The following is a 15813-nucleotide window of genomic DNA, read 5'->3' as shown; positions in this document are numbered from 1 at the left end:
AAATAAAGATGATTAATTGTGCTTGTTTAGCGACGCAAGCTTAGCTTGATATACGTTTAGCCTTTCTTTATTGCGCTCATACTGGATGGCTTTTTCAAGCAAACTTTGTGTTTGCGCTGTGTTACCTTGTTGGTAGCGAATTTTAGCCAGCTCTAAATAGAGCTCCGATATATAAGGGGCTTTTGCAATGGCGAGTTCGAGTTGTTTTTTAGCTTGAGTGACCTTGCCCTGATGTAAGTTATTTTTAGCAATAACGAGTAGCTCGTAGGGATCTTTTTCTTTATCAACAAGCTGGCTTGTTAGGCGTTTTTCTAGTGTTTTATCTCCCAGCTCTTTTGCTAATATTCGATAGTTATTAATTAAATTTATACTTATATCGTTTCTATCAAGCGCGGTTTGGTAAATCATGTGAGCGCTTTTTAAATCGCCTGCACGGCGGTGCAGCACGCCGGCTATATTAAATAGTTCTGCATCGTTTGGCGTAAAGCGGTTGGCTTGCATAATTAAAGAGTAAGCCTTATTAAGGTTGTTTTCGGCTAGTGCCGTAGCGGCTAAGTTGCTATAAAAATTAGAGAGTAAATCGTTATACGTAGCGCTGCCTGAATAAAAGCTGCCGCGGGTGGGGAAGTAATCAATTAACGTGCCTGCGCGAATTATTACAATAATATCTTCATCTGTTTCTTTTTTTGGGGCGTAAATTTTCGTTCTAAAGTGGTTAGCAACATAAATTACATTGCCTTCTTTGGCATACACAGGTTCGCTCGTCATTTCTTGAAAGCTGGTTTCGAGGTTTAAAAGCTGCGCATAGCTTTGCGTTAGTATGGCTAAACTAATGCAGTTACCTTCTGAGCGTTCAATCGATTGTTGGGCTGTGAGGGTGGCGCCATCATACTTAAAGTTGGTGAGCTGGTTTTGCAGGTAATTAAAAATAATTTCATCAGCGCGTACATTGTTTAAACGCGAGTGTGCGTAGGTTAAAAACGCGCTTTTTTCAGGCTCCGACAGCTCAAAAATACTGTGCTCGCTAGGTGTTTTAACCTGCTCGAAAAGCGAGTGATTTATTATATGGGTAAGTTGTACTTTTTTAATTGGCGCTTCAGGCGGGGTACTACTGCAAGCAGCTAGCAATAAGCTAAGTGTAAAAACTAAATATTTCATATATCACCTCACTGTGATTTTTAACATTACAGTGAGGTGATTTTTTAATCAAGCACTTACAGTGCGGTGTTTACTTAAGCGGTTTTTTTGAGACTGTTTTTTACGCTTACGGCGAGTAAACCATAAATAAAAGCCAGTACCGCCAAGCCAAACTGGGCTTAAACCAATAACACACCAAATTATTTTACTAATGAGCCCTGCAAAATAACCAAAGTGTAGCTTTCTAAAGCTATCAATTACTTGCCAACCTACACCCACTTCGCGAATGTCCCAGTTAGCCATATGCTCGCCCGTTAGCTTATTATAAGTCACGGTATTGGCATATTCACTGGCAAGCGGGTTGCTGGTATCAACCTCACCAAATAACGTTATGTTTTCGTCTGGCTCAAGCGGCATTACTAAAAACGTACCATTAAAGGTGGGTATTTGCTTTTGGCTGTCATCAAGTACCTGCTGAAAAGAAATCTCTTCATTGTATAAATTTTTAGTTAATACAAAGTGCTCTTCTTCTGCGTGTTCAATTACTTCGTGATACCACACCGCGCCATTAAAGTAGCCGCCGGTGATGGCTAAAATTATAATAATTGGCGAGCCAATTACACCGGTCATTTTATGAATGTCGCTAAGCACTATTTGCAGTGTGGCGCGCCAGCGTACACTAAATAACCGCTGCCAAAACTTACGATAAATAATAAGACCTGTAATACCCAGTACTAAAAAAAACACCGCAAAAAAGAACCCTAAAACAGTGCCAGTTTGCCCTGGTAAGCTTTTTAAATCGTTAAGTAAAAAGGTGTAATGTAAGTCTAAAAACCAGTCGGTAAAGTAATGGCTAGTGCCTACTGGCTCCGATAAAATATTGCCCGTGTATTGATCTAAATGAAATTTATACCAGTCCTCTGTACCGCGTTTAATTAAATAAACCCGATCAGCAGTATCATCGTTAAATATTTCCCAGCTACCAACAACATACTCAGGGTAGGTTTTTTGAGTTTTTGTTATAAGTGTATCAATAGGTAAGCGGTTGGCTTGTTGTTGTACAACAAAGTGACTGTCTGGCATTAGTAAGCCGTCAATCTCGCTTTTAAATACCAAAACGCTACCAGTTATACTGATAACAAGCAGCGGAATAAGCGCTATAAGGGCTACCCAGCTGTGAATTTTAAAAAGTGTTTTTCTCATAGTTTATTTTTTGTGTAATTGCCACGGACCTGCGTATGATAACAATTATCAGTTCTATTTCATAGTTGTGCGATGAATGCACAATAATTGTTTTAGAGCGAGCCGATCTCTAGAGTAAAATGCGTTTAAGCTGAGGTGTAAGGTTGGTAACTTTTAAATGCAAAGCGGCCCAGGTGTTCACTTAAAGTAACGCTTTTTGTACAGCTATCTTGCCAGTGCCTAATATAGGTTTACGCTAATTTGTTGAGTAAAATGTATTCATCATTACAATGCGCGCTCACTTTAAAACCCTTTTAAAAACATATGTTTATTTATTGTTTCAGGTGGGTTTTATATTAACATTTAAGTAACGAACGAGGTTGTTTTGGCGCACTATCTACCTATTTTGTCGGCTTTTATTTTAGTTTTTAGCTTTTTACCGCTATTGAGCAAAATTAGAAAGAATCGCAGTGTGTCGGGGTTATCACTATTAATGATGACCTTTGGTTTAGCGCAAAGCCTCTACTTTATTACCTACAATATTTATTTTGAACGCTACTTTATTGCTTTACCATTTTTTGTAACTGGGGCGCTAAGTGGCTTAATTTTATATTACTTTGCACGCTATAACGCCGCAAAAGCAGAACGTATACAGCTTGTGGCTATGCTTGGCTTTTCGTTATTGCCTTTTTTATTGCTTTTAAATAAAAGCCTAGAAACATCATCGGTGCTCAACGCCCTTACATACGTAGGGCTGGTAATGAGCTCAGTGCGGGTTATGCCGCAAACGTATAAAACCTTACGCAGTGGCAATATTAGCAATTTAAGCGCCCGCTACTTTAGCTTACAGTTTGTAGCAGGTACCTGTGGCTTATTTGTAGAGCTAAGCAGTGCTATGCCCAGCACCTCGCATATTTTAATGTTTGTTATGCTACTACTTACAAATGCCGTGCAATTTGCATGTATGCAATATTATAAAATGCGCCCCGCAATGGCTTAAAAAACAATCGTCTTCTATTTATATTGTGCTAAATATGTGGCAAGTTACTTTATCAAATAAAAGGATAAAGTATGAATTGGAATCAGTTTGGCTACATTTGCCGTGTCTATAGTTCTAAAACATTAAGTGCCGCACAAAAAGAAGAGCTAACCACACAATCGTATTTAGCCGTTTATGCTAATAAATATACAGACAGTAAATTAGCCACTTGCCTTGCAGCAAAATTTGCCCTGCAAGATGCAGATATTTTGCAAAAACAAGCCCTGCATTATCAATGTGTACCGCAGCTAGTTAGCGGGTATAAATTTGAGCACAAAGGCATTTTTAGCTATTTAACTGCTGTTTTTTTTATTTATGTTTTTTCTTCGCTTTTATATCAGTCTTTTGTTGTTCCTACATTTGTAGAGATATATAGCAATCATATGGCTTCTTCCGCGCACACCTTAGGTGATTACTTTTCTTATTGGTATGTGCCAATTATTCTATTGGTTTTACTGCAAAGCATTATTTTTATAGTAATTTTTAAAATTAAAAATGCATGCGCTTTAACCGACTCGCAGCCTTTTATTGGTTTATCAAAAGCTTTACTTCCCCGCAGTTTAATTAAGAAATACGATCGCCTAATGACAACGCTTAACTTTGCGGTAAATTTCAAAGAGGATGAAAACGCCGCAATAGTCGAAACTAAACATTTGGCTAAGTGTGATTCGTTAGGCTACGAAACTCATGAAGAGTTTAAAGTGTTACTTGAGCAGCAGCTGGAACAATTTAATTTGCAGGCTAAAGGCTTTATAAATAAGCTGGTTATTCTGTATGGATTAGTCATTGTTGTGTCAATTTACTTATTTGTGAAAGCGGCTTATCAACCAATTTTTATGCTAGGAGAAGTGTTATGAAGTCAAAAGGATTTACGCTAATTGAATTGATGGTCGTAATTTCTATTATTGGTATTTTGGCGGCTGTTGCTTTACCTCAATACAGTAAATATATGCAAAAAGCTGAACTTGTTGATCCGCTTGCTATGGCCGCAGTAATTAGAGAAGACGTAACTACGTATTACATTGAAAACAGAGAGTTTCCTAAAAATAATAAACAAGCAAATGTGCCTGAAAGTAAATATTTAATAGGAAATCGAGTGACAGGTATTGCCATAGAAAACGGTGCAATTAACATTAGCTTGGGGAATAAAGCCTCGCAGCCTTTACAAAATACAGTTTTAACTTTTAGACCCGCAGTCGTTACTAATAGCCCCACAAGTCCTATTGCATGGTTATGCGGTTTTGATGAACCTGTTGTAGGGATGCAAGCTGTGGGTGAAAATAAAACGACAGTACCTAAAGATGTATTACCTTCGGCTTGTTTATAACTAATTTAGGGGGGAACCTATGCAACTCACCATCCATCAAATTGATGCGTTTACCAGCGAGTTATTTAAAGGCAATTACGCGGCAGTGATCCCGCTTGAGTCGTGGCTTAGTGATGAGTTAATGCTTAATATTGGCGCTGAAAATAATGTTTCTGAAACTGCGTTTACTTGCCCACAGGCAGATGGCAGTTTTGCAATACGTTGGTTTTCGCCATTAATGGAAATAGATTTTTGCGGCCACGCTACGCTCGCTGCTGCGTATGTTTTATGCGAGCAGCACAACCTTAGCCAAGTGCGCTTTAACGCCGCGGCTGTAGGGGAGCTTATTGTTAATAAAAATAGCGATGGCAGTTTTGCTATGACCTTTCCTAAACAAGCGCCAGATGAAGTACAAACCATACCCGATGCGCTATTGAAAGGGTTGTCTATACAACCAATTAAGGTGCTTAAAAACCGCCAAGCCTATTTTGCTATATACGAAAATGCTCAACAAATTCATGATTTAACCACTGAGTCTGATTTGTTAAAAACCTTATATCCACTTGATGTGGTCGCCACAGCGAGTTCTGCTGAGTACGATATTGTGTCTCGTTATTTTTGGCCAGCAAGTGGTGGCGAAGAAGACTTTGTTACGGGCTCTATTCACACCGGCCTTGCCCCTTACTGGGCGCAGCAATTAGGTAAAAATAAATTAAACGCGTATCAGGCTTCAAGCCGTGGTGGTTTTATACAATGCGAAGTAGGCGAAAATACAGTGACCTTAACCGGTAACGCTGTGCGGTATTTAAAAGGCACAATTTATTTATAAATTAACAGGCCACGTATTACGTGGCCTGTTTGATTTAGTTAATTAAGCTTCTAACGCTTTAGCAATTAAGTGATCAATATACTTTTTATGCGCTTTAGTTGTTGTATCGGCTCCCCATCCTATGCTTGTATCAGCTATTTGCGTTAGCTGATAGAGCGCGGCAGTTTTTGCCAAATTGTCGTGTTTACTGGCTTTGCCTAGGCCTGCAATAGTAATAAGCTGATTTACATACTCTATTTGTAGATTGCGGCTAACAGACGTGCTCTCTTTGCTATCAACAAAAATACTGGCAGTTAGGTCGTCCATAAATTGCGTTAGGCTATATTCGTTACCGTACAGCGCGGTGTCTGAAATACGCAGCATAACAGCAGGGTGCAGCAATTGCGCAAGTACTGTTTTTTGCATGCCTAAAATCATTTTGTGCGCTTTAGGGTCTTCATTTTTACCATAATGGCTAAAACCACGACGCTGTTGCTGTAAATAGTTATACAGTGGTTGCATGCTAGTGAGTACATCTGGCGCAAATACATATTTAGCAAGTATGTTCATTGCTTGTGTTTGGCGCTCAAGCGGTACGGGGGTAAAGGGTTTATCAGTATGCTGGTCGCCCACAACTGCGCGTTCAACATATACGCCACCTATTTGGCGAGAAACAATGCCCGCTTGCGAGCGGTATTGGCCAAATAAACTATTAGCTGAGGTAACCAGCTGTTGGTAAGACTCACCTTTTACTGTGGCTTTATCTTTTAGCTCAGTAAATAACGTATTAATTAGCGCCATACGGTCGGCGCCATAGGCTGCAGGGTTTGATGAAAGGTCGCCTATCATTACGCGTGGGTCTATATGGCGACCCGGTGCGCGCATGTCGTCGGCATCGTTACCAAAGGCAAGCGCATGCTCGCTAGAGCGCGCTAATATAGTATTTAGGCGTGCGCGCTCTGCGGCTTCATCTTCAAGTGCTGTGCTGTAGCCATAGTTTATAGCCCAGTCGTCATAAGGGCCTGGTTTGGTTTGAAAAATATCGCCTTGTTGCACACCAATGGGGGCTATGTTGGCCGGCGCATAATCCATCACTGAGCCTGTAACTATGCCTTGGGTTTTGGTTTTATCATGAACCTCTTTTTCATCCCACAAAATAGACGATTTCATATTGTGGTTTAAGCCTAGTGTATGGCCTACTTCATGAAGAATTAACTGAGTTAAACCTTGGCGAATCATTTCATTGTCATCAATGGAGGCACCTGTTGCTAAGCCTTTAGCAAGTAATAGGTTTTGTTGAATTTCATGGCCTAGTGAGCAATTTAAATCGCCACTTGTGTGCAAGCTTTCGCCGTGGCTCATTGTGCCTTGTGTGTAAAGCGTGTCATAAATCCATCGGTTTTTCATAAACACAAACTCAAGCATAATGTCTGAGCCAAGTATTTCACCGGTTAGCGGGTTGGCCAGAGCCGGCCCGTAACCACCAAATGGCGGTTTAGGTGATGATGTCCAACGTAATACGTTGTAGTTAATATCACCAGCATCCCAGGTTGCGTCATCGGGTTGTACTTTAACTTCTAGTGCGTTTTTAAAACCGGCTTTTTCAAAAGCGCTATTCCAAGTAAGTACGGCATCGCGTATTGTGTCGCGCCACTCTACTGGGGTGGTATTTTCTATCCACCAGGTAATTGGCTTTACTGGCTCAGAAAGCTCAGCACTAGGGTTTTTCTTTTGTAGGTCCCAGCGTTTAATAACATCTTCATATGGTGCCCAATCGGTCGAGGTCATTAGATCAAATTGATTGGTAAAATAGCCTATGCGCGCGTCATCTTTACGTGGTTTATAGTCGTTTTTTGGTAATGCAACAAAAGAGTGCTGCACCTTTACAGAGACATTGCGCGGGTCGCTTACTGCGTTTGTACCACGCACGGTGGGGCTGGCATTACTAAATACGTAGTCTACAACCACATCTAAGTTATTTGGGTAAGGACGCTGCTTAACAATACGCGACTTTTTGCTGTTTAATTTACCCACTTTAAAGCGTTTTTTAGCTTTTTTATCGGCAGGGTTTGGCGTTGGCGATACCTTGTGTAGCGCCTCACTTAAAAATAACTTGTTGACCTTAAAGGCTATTTTTCCTTGCTCTTCTTTTTCTATTTTAATGCTGGCTAAAACGGCTTCGCTAATATTGGCATTGCTTGCTTTGGCAATGGCACTGTTTTGATCAAATTTATAGCGAGGGGTTTTGCTAACTATATCTATGCGGTCAAAGTATTTTCTAAACTCAATAAGCTTGGTTTCTCTATAGGCACCGCGATAATGCCCAGCATCAGTGACACCGTCGACTGTATGGGCAAAGTATACAAAAGGGGTATTAAGCTGCGATTCGGTGATCACCATTAAGTGCTCACCGGTTTTTGGGTCTTGGTATAAATTAAAAATACCTGAAAATTCGGTTTGTCCTTCGACCATTTCGCTTAGGGTTTGTGGTTTTTTGTCTTCTTTTTTATCGCTAGCCAATGCGTGGCCGCTAAGCGCTACACTAAGTGTTAGCGCAAGGGTTGTTAATTTCATTGTAATAATCTTTTTCGCTGCTATTTATTTAGTGTGACTGTACGTAAATTAAAATTTGTTCGCACATCTTCTCGATGAAATAATAGCCTAAAGCTGTAATTTATTGATTTTAAATAGTAAAAGTTTGTAACAAAATATAATAAATGCGATGAATAGCAGGTGTTTGTTAACGGGTACACAGCTATATTTAGTTCTCAATTTGATTTGTAACAGTTGCTTACAAATGTCAGGTTAATGTTTTATTGCGCTCTGTTATTATAGTGTTAGTAGAAATATGAGGTAATTAGGATATGCAATCAAATTCACTGAGATGGGTGTTCCCATTTGTAGCATTAGCCATTGGTGTAGTGGGCTTTATGGGAATAAACGCTATTGCACAAGAAGATCAAAGTAAAACAGCAATAGATACACGCCCCACCGTGCAAGTTGAGCCTGTAGAAGCTAATAATCATCAAGTAATAATAAACAGCTATGGCGAAATAAAACCATTAGAAAATACGCAGTTGGCGGCGCAGGTGTCGGGCGAAGTAATTAGCTGGCACCCTAACTTTGTAGCGGGTGGCGTGGTTTCTCGTGGCGATACACTTATTAGCATTGAAAAAGACAACTACGAAGCAGCCGTATTGGTAGCCGAAGCCGATTTAGCGCGTGCAAAAGCGGCCTTAATTGAAGAGCAAGCGCAGGCAAAAGTAGCCGAAGACGAAGCAAAGCGTTTTCCGAGTAAGGCACGTACCGACTTGTTTTTACGTAAACCGCAGGTGCTAAGCGCCCAAGCAGCGGTTAAATCGGCGCAAGCCGCATTAAAAAGAGCGCAACGCGATTTAGAAAACTGCGATATAAAAGCACCTTACGATGCGCTTGTTATAAGCCGCAATGTGGGGGTAGGCCAGTTTGTGGCTATGGGCGCACAAGTGGCCGATTTAAATAATATAGAAACAGCAGAGGTTATTATTCCTATTGCTGGTTTTGATAGCGTATTTTTACCGGAGCGAATTAAGGGCATTAAGGCCACTATTATTCAAAAAGGTTTAAACAGTTTTACACGTGAAGGCGTGATTGACCGCGACCTAGGTATTGTAGATAACGCGACGCGTATGAGCAGCTTAGTGGTACGTATTGAAGACCCATACGGCTTAAAAACACAGCAACCGGCTATTAAATTTGGCAGCTACGTGCAGGTTAATTTTGCAGGCGCCATGCTTAATAATATTTACCGTTTGCCGCAATCATTAGTTAATAACCAAACGGTGTGGATAGTTAACGAAAACCAAGAGCTTGAACCGCGCAAAGTAACCGTAGTGAGAGAAGAAGGCGAGTACTTTTATATTAGCAGCGGACTTAACGCCGATGATAAGTTGGTTACCACGTTACCTGAGTACCCACAAAAAGGCATGCAGGTTAAAGTGGCTGGCATGGGCGAGCCAAGTAACGCTAATACAAACACCGAAAGTAGCGCTGATGCGCAACAGTTGTAAGGTGTAAATTAATGAGCGAATCAATTGAAAAAAAACAAACAGGGTTAATAGCTTATTTTGCTAAAAACTCTGTTGCAGCCAACCTAATGATGGTTTTTATCATCATCATGGGGATTATTAGCTACTTAACCATTCAGCGCCAAATGTTTCCTAATGTAGAAATTAACTACATTAATGTTGAGGCAAATTACCCCGGTGCCTCACCACAAGAAATTGAAGAAAGCATTCTTATAAAAATTGAAGAATCACTAAAGGATGTGACCGAAATTAAAAAGGGCGTGTACCGCGCCTTTAGAAATGGCGGTAGAGCAAGCCTTGAAATTAACACCGATGCAGAGCTTACCGATGTACTTGATAAGGTCAAGCTGCGTGTTGATGGTATTGCAACCTTTCCTGCGGGTATGGAACCGGTCACCATAAGTCAGATTGAGTTTAGGCAAGATGTTATAGGGATGACCTTAGTTGCCGATTTGCCGCTGACAGAACTCAAACCAATTGCCAATCAAATTGAAGATGAGCTATTACAGCTATCAAACGTGTCGTTGGTAGAAAACGATGTGCCGCTTGATGAAATTGCCATTGAAATCGACCCAGACACTTTGCGCCAATACAACTTAACCCTAAGCGATGTAATGACCGCTGTGCGTAATTACTCTGCTAATTTTTCGGCAGGGCAACTAACAACAGATGCGGGGATTATTTCTGTTCGGGTTGAAAACCAGTATTACTCTGGCGATGAGTTTAGACAAATTCCGGTAAAAATAGGCGAATACGGCGCTAAAGTATTGCTTCAAGACATTGCTGTTATTAAAGACCAATTTACCGAAGGCGAGCGCTACTTTAAATTTAATGGCGAAAACGCAGTGTATATGTCGGTAAAGGCAACGCAAGATCAAAACATGATCCCCGTTGCCGATTCGGTTAAAGCATTTATTGAACAAAAAAATACCCAGCTGCCACCGGGCGTTAGGTTAGAGCCATTAATGGACATGACGTACTACCTAAATGCGCGCCTTGATATGATGAAAGCTAACTTGTTTCAAGGGGCAATATTAGTCGCTATTATGCTTTCGTTATTCTTGCGCTTTAAGTTAGCGCTTTGGGTAATGATTGGCTTACCAGTGTGCTTTTTAGGCGCCATGATGCTAATGCCTTTATTTGGTATAAGCATTAATATTATTTCGTTGTTTGCTTTTATTATGGTGCTCGGGATTGTAGTAGATGACGCCATAGTAATAGGTGAGGCCGCCTATACTGAGGTTGAAAAAAGCGGAGGCGGAGTTGAAAACGTCGTCCGTGGTGCTAACCGTGTAGCAACCCCTGCTACATTTGGCGTACTAACAACCATTGCGGTGTTTGCCCCGTTTACACTTTCAAGCGGGCCAGAAAGCGCCTTCTTTTACGGTATTGCCGTAGTAGTTATGCTGTGTTTAGTATTTAGCTTAGTTGAATCAAAACTTATTTTACCGGCGCACATTGCCCACACGCACTTTTCACCTATTAAAAAAGGGGGCTGGCGCGATAGGTTTAATACCCGTTTTTTTGGCTTTGTAAATGGCCCTTATAAGCGTTTTATATCGCGTTGTGTAGATTGGCGTTGGACAGTATTGTTTGGCTTTATTGCTATGTTTTTTATCAGCATTGCGCTGATCACATCAAATAAAGTACGCACTGTACCTACTCCTAAAGTGCCGCATGATTTTCCGCAAATTCAAATAGAAATGAATGACAATGTGTCTGATTTACAAACTATTGCAGCTATTCGTGAAGTAGAAGCCATGGTGTTAAGAGTTGATGAAGAAACAGAGCGTGAATTTGGCCAAAAAATAATTCGTGATGTACTGGTATTTAACCAAGGCAGAACGGAGTCTCAGTTACTTGCGCCGTTGGTTGATGAAGACTTACGCCCTTATAACGCGTTTGAACTTTCGCGCCGCTGGCGAGAAGCCATGCCAACCATTGCCGGTATTAAATCACTCACTATTGAAGATGATGTTGGCGGCGGTGGCGGCACTGGCGAAGGCGAATTTGGTTATTTACTGTTTGGCTCTGATATAGAAACGCTTAATGCGGCAGGGCGTCGTTTTATTCAGCTATTGCAGCAACAAAAAGGCTTGTTTGATATAAGTTCAACCATTGACCCTGCTAGCAAAGAAGTGCAAATGAGCTTAAAACCTGTAGCTTACGATTTAGGGCTCGACCTTGCTAACATTGCAAATCAAGTAGGGGCTAGTTTTTATGGTGGCGAAGCACAGCGTGTAATACGTAACGGCGAAGAAGTAAGAGTAATGGTACGTTACCCTAAACTGACTCGCGAAGCGTTTTCATCGCTAAAACACACTGTAGTTACTACACCGCAAGGGCGTGAAGTACTTTTAGGTGATGTGGTTGAATTAACCGAAACGCCGGGTATTAGCTATATTCGCCGTGAGGGCGGTTATCGTACTGTTTATGTGTACGGCAGTATTGATGAAGAAGCTATAGAGCCAGGCGAAGTGGTTTCGCAAGTAAAAGAAAACTTACTGCCGCAACTTAAAGAAGAATACCCAAGTGTTAAATCAGAGCTAGGTGGCGCAATAGAAGAGCAACAAGCGCAAGCTAATGAGCAGCTGCTGTTTTTTGTAGGCGGCATGATTTTAGTTTATATATTGCTTGCTGTACCACTTAAAAGTTATGCCCAGCCGCTTATTGTTATGTCGGTTATTCCGTTTAGTTTAACGGGGGCTATTTGGGGGCACTTTTGGTTTGATTTAGACATTAGCTTAATGTCGGGCTTTGGTTTAATAGCCGCGGCCGGCGTAGTAATAAACGACTCGCTGGTAATGACCGACTACGTAAACCAAGTACGCCGAGAGGGTGTAAGTGTTAAAAACGCGGTAATAGAAGCCGGTTGTGCACGCTTTAGGGCAATATTATTAACCTCTATTACAACCTTTGCAGGGGTTCTGCCCATAATGTTTGAAACCAGTTTACAAGCTAAATTTGTAATCCCTATGGCAGTAGCGCTAGGCTTTGCGGTAATGTTTGCAACACTAATCACCCTTATATTGGTGCCGTGCTTGTACATTATTTTAGGCGATATTGGCGGCGTGTTTAAAATGGCTTTTCGAAAAGTATTTAGGCGAAAAGCCCCTATAAACCAAACCTCTTAAACTATTAAAAGCCAACTTTAACAAGTTGGCTTTTTAGTTATTTAGGGTTATATAAAAATCTCGGTTACATTCTTTTGTTTGAATAAGCTTTGCGCACGTTTTATAATCACTTTTTTCTGTTGGCAAATTAGTCGAAAGGCTAAGACGCAAAGTTTCCGGTCTAAGGTGTAAACTACGATAGCGGGGCTGCTGCATAATTTTTATACGGTATTGCTTGCCCTCAGTGTCGTTTTTGTGTATCCATATGATATGGATAAAATTTTGTGACTCTTAAGGTGTTACTGTGTTTATGCATACGTCGTTGGCCTGTGGAAAATGGTCAACTATAGGTTGTTTAAACCATCATACTCAATTATTCATTGGGGATGTGGTTAGTGTAACCTTTTCAGACATGCAAGGAGTGCTTGTTGATTTATCGTTTGATTATAAAATTACCTCTTTAGAACAAGGTGAGCCTCATGCTTGGCCACGCTTAGTTGCTGAGTATATAAACGTGCATGTGCCCCTGGTAAGTGCAGGTAGAATGACCAAGCAAGGGTTGGTTGTTGGCTATCGAGATAACGAAATATTTGCCCTAGAAAGTAGCGGTATTAATAAGGCAAAGGTTGATTTTCATTGCATTGCAAAGTGCGATACCCCCGCTAAGTGCACCAACCAAGCATATGATTTTGTATACCCTAATGGGGGCGAGCAATACAACGCGGGTACTCGCGTGCTGCAGCCTAAAACCGGTTATATATACCAATGTAAGGCATGGCCATTTAGCCAATTTTGCAGAACCAATAATGATAAAGACCCAAGCTTTGAACCTGGTATCGGAAAAAGCTGGGCAATGGCCTGGACTAAGGTCTCTTAACGCTTTTAAAATAAAAACCATCTTCCCATGGGTGTAATGACAAGAATAAAATTGCAGTAATTTTAAAATTTGGACTTATACCTCAAGCCCACTCTCTATGAGTGGGCTTTTTTATTTTTATGATAAACTGCCTGCATTGTTATTTTTTATACGGTTTTGTTGTGTCTTTAAGTGAATTTTCTTCTCAATCATTAGCTCGTTTTCCTGTTGCTAAAAAGCAACCTCATCAATTAACTATGCACAATAAAACGCGCACCGATAACTACTACTGGATGCGCGATGATGAGCGCGAAAACCCAGAAATACTCGCCCATTTAGCGGCCGAAAATACATACTGCGATGAGCAACTAGCCGCAATAAAGCCACTTCAAAACAGTATTTTTGAAGAACTAAAAGGGCGCATCGTAAAAGATGACAACACGGTGCCGGTTAAAGATGGCAAGTACTGGTATCACTCAGAGGTACGTGGTGACGATGAGTATTCGCGCCATTACAGAAGCACAAGTATTAACACCGATAACAAGCAGTTACTACTTGATGTAAATGTTTTAGCCCAAAACCATGAATTTTATGAACTAGGTGAAGTAGCGCTAAGCCCATGCGAGCAATTAATGGCCTACAGTGAAGATACCGAAGGGCGTAGAATTTACAGTGTACATTTTAAAAACTTGCAAACCGGTGAAATGCTCAGCGATGTTTTAGAAAATACCGAAGGGCAAATTGTTTGGGCTAACGACAATAAAACCGTATTTTACGTTAAAAAAGACTTACAAACGTTACTGGGTTTTCAGGTGTTTAGGCACGAGTTAGGCACAGCGCAAAGCCAAGATGTCATGGTGTACGAAGAGCACGATAAAAGCTTTTTTATGGGCTTGGGTAAAAGCCGCGATGAGAGCTTAATTATTATTGATTTAGCCACCACCGAAACAAATGATACGTGGGTGCTTGATGCCAATAACCCGCAAGGAGAGTTTTACCCCTTGCTGCCGCGTGAGGAAGGACATGAGTTTGATATTGATAAACATGGCGACACTTTCTATATAGTAACCAACTGGCAAGCTAAAAACTTTAGACTGATGACGGCAACAAGCGAAACAATCGCAGATAAAACGCAGTGGCAAGAGCACACCGCGCACCGCGAGCATGTGTTGTTGGAAGGCGTAGAAATATTTGATGACTTCTTAGTATTAACTGAGCGCGAACAAGGCCAAGCTCGCTTTGTTGTGATTAATAAAACCCAAGCACGCATGGCGCTTGAATTTAGCGACCCGTGCTACTATGCCGCTGTAGCGATGAACCCCGAGCCCCAGGCGCGATCGGTCCGTATTTATTATTCAAGTCTCACCACGCCAGGAACGTTGTATAATGTTGATTTAGCCTCGGGTGAAAAAACATTACTTAAACAGCAGCAAGTACTGGGTGGGTTTAATAGTGCACTTTATGCCTCTGAGCGCTTACTTGTGACAGCACGCGATGGCGTGCAAGTACCTGTTTCTTTAGTTTATAGAAAAGACACCTTTACCAAGGATGGCACTAACCCGCTGTTTCAATACGGCTATGGCGCATATGGTTACACGATAGATCCTAGTTTCTCGAGTACTTCATTGAGTTTGCTAGACCGCGGATTTGTGTATGCAATTGCACATGTTAGAGGCTCCGAAATGCTAGGACGCCACTGGTACGAGCAAGGTAAAAAAGAGCATAAACAAAATAGTTTTAACGACTTTATTGATATTACAAAGGCTCTTGTTGAGCAAGGCTACGGTGATAAAAACAAAGTGTTTGCCTCTGGCGGTAGCGCGGGTGGCTTGTTGATGGGGGCTGTTTTAAACCAAGCGCCAGCGCTTTATTTAGGTGTAGGGTGCCATGTGCCATTTTTAGATGTGTTAACCACCATGTTAGATGAAAGTATTCCACTTACCACTAACGAGTATGATGAATGGGGCAACCCAAACGATGAATATTTTTATGATGTTATAGCTAAGTACTCACCATACGATAATATCAGCGCCAAAGACTACCCGCATATTTTAGTGACCACAGGCCTGCACGACTCTCAAGTACAATATTGGGAGCCTATGAAATGGGTGGCGAAAATGCGAGAGCTAAAAACGGATAATAACATATTGGTTTTTAAAACGGATATGGATGCCGGCCATGGCGGCGCATCAGGCCGCTTTAAAAGTTTAGAGGAAAAAGCGCTCGAAATGGCCTTTTTTATTGCACTAATAAATTAGCTGCAAAATACGCAAAATGTATTAAGCTTTAATGAAGCACTGATAAA

Annotated in this window: 11 protein-coding genes and 1 riboswitch; of the genes, 8 read left to right on the top strand and 3 right to left on the bottom strand. The window is 41.1% G+C overall.

Going from position 1 to position 15813, the window contains the following annotated elements:
• Positions 1-12 precede the first annotated feature (12 nt).
• Together PSH54_RS16225 and PSH54_RS16220 are read right to left on the bottom strand one after the other, a co-directional pair.
• A complete protein-coding gene (locus PSH54_RS16225; RefSeq protein WP_273606599.1) occupies positions 13-1158 on the bottom strand; it encodes a tetratricopeptide repeat protein in 1146 nt (381 codons plus the stop codon).
• Positions 1159-1206: 48 nt separating this feature from the next.
• A complete protein-coding gene (locus tag PSH54_RS16220; protein ID WP_273606598.1) occupies positions 1207-2340 on the bottom strand; it encodes a PepSY-associated TM helix domain-containing protein in 1134 nt (377 codons plus the stop codon).
• 364 nt (positions 2341-2704) lie between these two features.
• On the opposite strand from PSH54_RS16220, the gene PSH54_RS16215 reads away from it, so the two are divergent.
• From PSH54_RS16215 to PSH54_RS16200, 4 genes are all read left to right on the top strand, one after another.
• A complete protein-coding gene (locus tag PSH54_RS16215) occupies positions 2705-3319 on the top strand; it encodes a PQ-loop domain-containing transporter (protein ID WP_029773076.1) in 615 nt (204 codons plus the stop codon).
• Between the two features lie 71 nt (positions 3320-3390).
• Positions 3391-4215 (top strand): hypothetical protein, encoded by an 825-nt coding sequence (locus tag PSH54_RS16210; RefSeq protein ID WP_273606597.1) that lies wholly within the window; start codon positions 3391-3393, stop codon positions 4213-4215.
• Positions 4212-4685, top strand: a complete 474-nt coding sequence (locus PSH54_RS16205; RefSeq protein WP_138685056.1) for a pilin — start codon at positions 4212-4214, stop codon at positions 4683-4685. Before PSH54_RS16210 ends, PSH54_RS16205 begins: the two co-directional genes overlap by 4 nt.
• Before the next feature lie 19 nt (positions 4686-4704).
• On the top strand, positions 4705-5493 hold the full coding sequence (locus tag PSH54_RS16200) for a PhzF family phenazine biosynthesis protein (RefSeq protein ID WP_248463042.1): 789 nt from the start codon (positions 4705-4707) through the stop codon (positions 5491-5493).
• 42 nt (positions 5494-5535) lie between these two features.
• Here the strand turns inward: PSH54_RS16200 and PSH54_RS16195 are convergent, their stop codons facing one another.
• Positions 5536-8046, bottom strand: coding sequence for a zinc-dependent metalloprotease (locus PSH54_RS16195; protein ID WP_273606596.1), 2511 nt, complete (start codon positions 8044-8046; stop codon positions 5536-5538).
• Between the two features lie 290 nt (positions 8047-8336).
• Between PSH54_RS16195 and PSH54_RS16190 the strand changes: the two genes are divergently transcribed.
• The 4 genes from PSH54_RS16190 (at position 8337) to PSH54_RS16175 (ending at position 15766) form a co-directional block, all read left to right on the top strand.
• Positions 8337-9521, top strand: a complete 1185-nt coding sequence (locus PSH54_RS16190; RefSeq protein WP_273606595.1) for an efflux RND transporter periplasmic adaptor subunit — start codon at positions 8337-8339, stop codon at positions 9519-9521.
• 11 nt (positions 9522-9532) lie between these two features.
• Positions 9533-12673: an efflux RND transporter permease subunit gene (locus tag PSH54_RS16185; RefSeq protein WP_064385951.1), complete on the top strand. Its 3141-nt coding sequence runs from the start codon at positions 9533-9535 to the stop codon at positions 12671-12673.
• Between the two features lie 111 nt (positions 12674-12784).
• Positions 12785-12867, top strand: a riboswitch (cyclic di-GMP riboswitch).
• 95 nt (positions 12868-12962) lie between these two features.
• Complete coding sequence (locus PSH54_RS16180) at positions 12963-13529, top strand: hypothetical protein (protein WP_029772913.1); 567 nt, start codon at positions 12963-12965, stop codon at positions 13527-13529.
• Between the two features lie 119 nt (positions 13530-13648).
• Positions 13649-15766, top strand: a complete 2118-nt coding sequence (locus PSH54_RS16175) for a S9 family peptidase (protein ID WP_443197778.1) — start codon at positions 13649-13651, stop codon at positions 15764-15766.
• The last annotated feature ends 47 nt before the right edge of the window (positions 15767-15813 follow it).

The organism is Pseudoalteromonas sp. Angola-30 (assembly GCF_028599215.1).
Taxonomy (GTDB): domain Bacteria; phylum Pseudomonadota; class Gammaproteobacteria; order Enterobacterales; family Alteromonadaceae; genus Pseudoalteromonas; species Pseudoalteromonas atlantica.
Note: the sequence above shows the minus strand (reverse complement) of the source record. Positions and strands in the feature narration are given on the sequence as shown.

Bases quoted from the DNA above. Each gene is read 5' to 3' on its own strand.
- PSH54_RS16225 (WP_273606599.1), bottom strand. From the start codon at position 1,158: ATGAAATATTTAGTTTTTACACTTAGCTTATTGCTAGCTGCTTGCAGT.
- PSH54_RS16220 (WP_273606598.1), bottom strand. From the start codon at position 2,340: ATGAGAAAAACACTTTTTAAAATTCACAGCTGGGTAGCCCTTATAGCG.
- PSH54_RS16210 (WP_273606597.1), top strand. From the start codon at position 3,391: ATGAATTGGAATCAGTTTGGCTACATTTGCCGTGTCTATAGTTCTAAA.
- PSH54_RS16205 (WP_138685056.1), top strand. From the start codon at position 4,212: ATGAAGTCAAAAGGATTTACGCTAATTGAATTGATGGTCGTAATTTCT.
- PSH54_RS16200 (WP_248463042.1), top strand. From the start codon at position 4,705: ATGCAACTCACCATCCATCAAATTGATGCGTTTACCAGCGAGTTATTT.
- PSH54_RS16195 (WP_273606596.1), bottom strand. From the start codon at position 8,046: ATGAAATTAACAACCCTTGCGCTAACACTTAGTGTAGCGCTTAGCGGC.
- PSH54_RS16190 (WP_273606595.1), top strand. From the start codon at position 8,337: ATGCAATCAAATTCACTGAGATGGGTGTTCCCATTTGTAGCATTAGCC.
- PSH54_RS16185 (WP_064385951.1), top strand. From the start codon at position 9,533: ATGAGCGAATCAATTGAAAAAAAACAAACAGGGTTAATAGCTTATTTT.
- PSH54_RS16180 (WP_029772913.1), top strand. From the start codon at position 12,963: ATGCATACGTCGTTGGCCTGTGGAAAATGGTCAACTATAGGTTGTTTA.
- PSH54_RS16175 (WP_443197778.1), top strand. From the start codon at position 13,649: ATGATAAACTGCCTGCATTGTTATTTTTTATACGGTTTTGTTGTGTCT.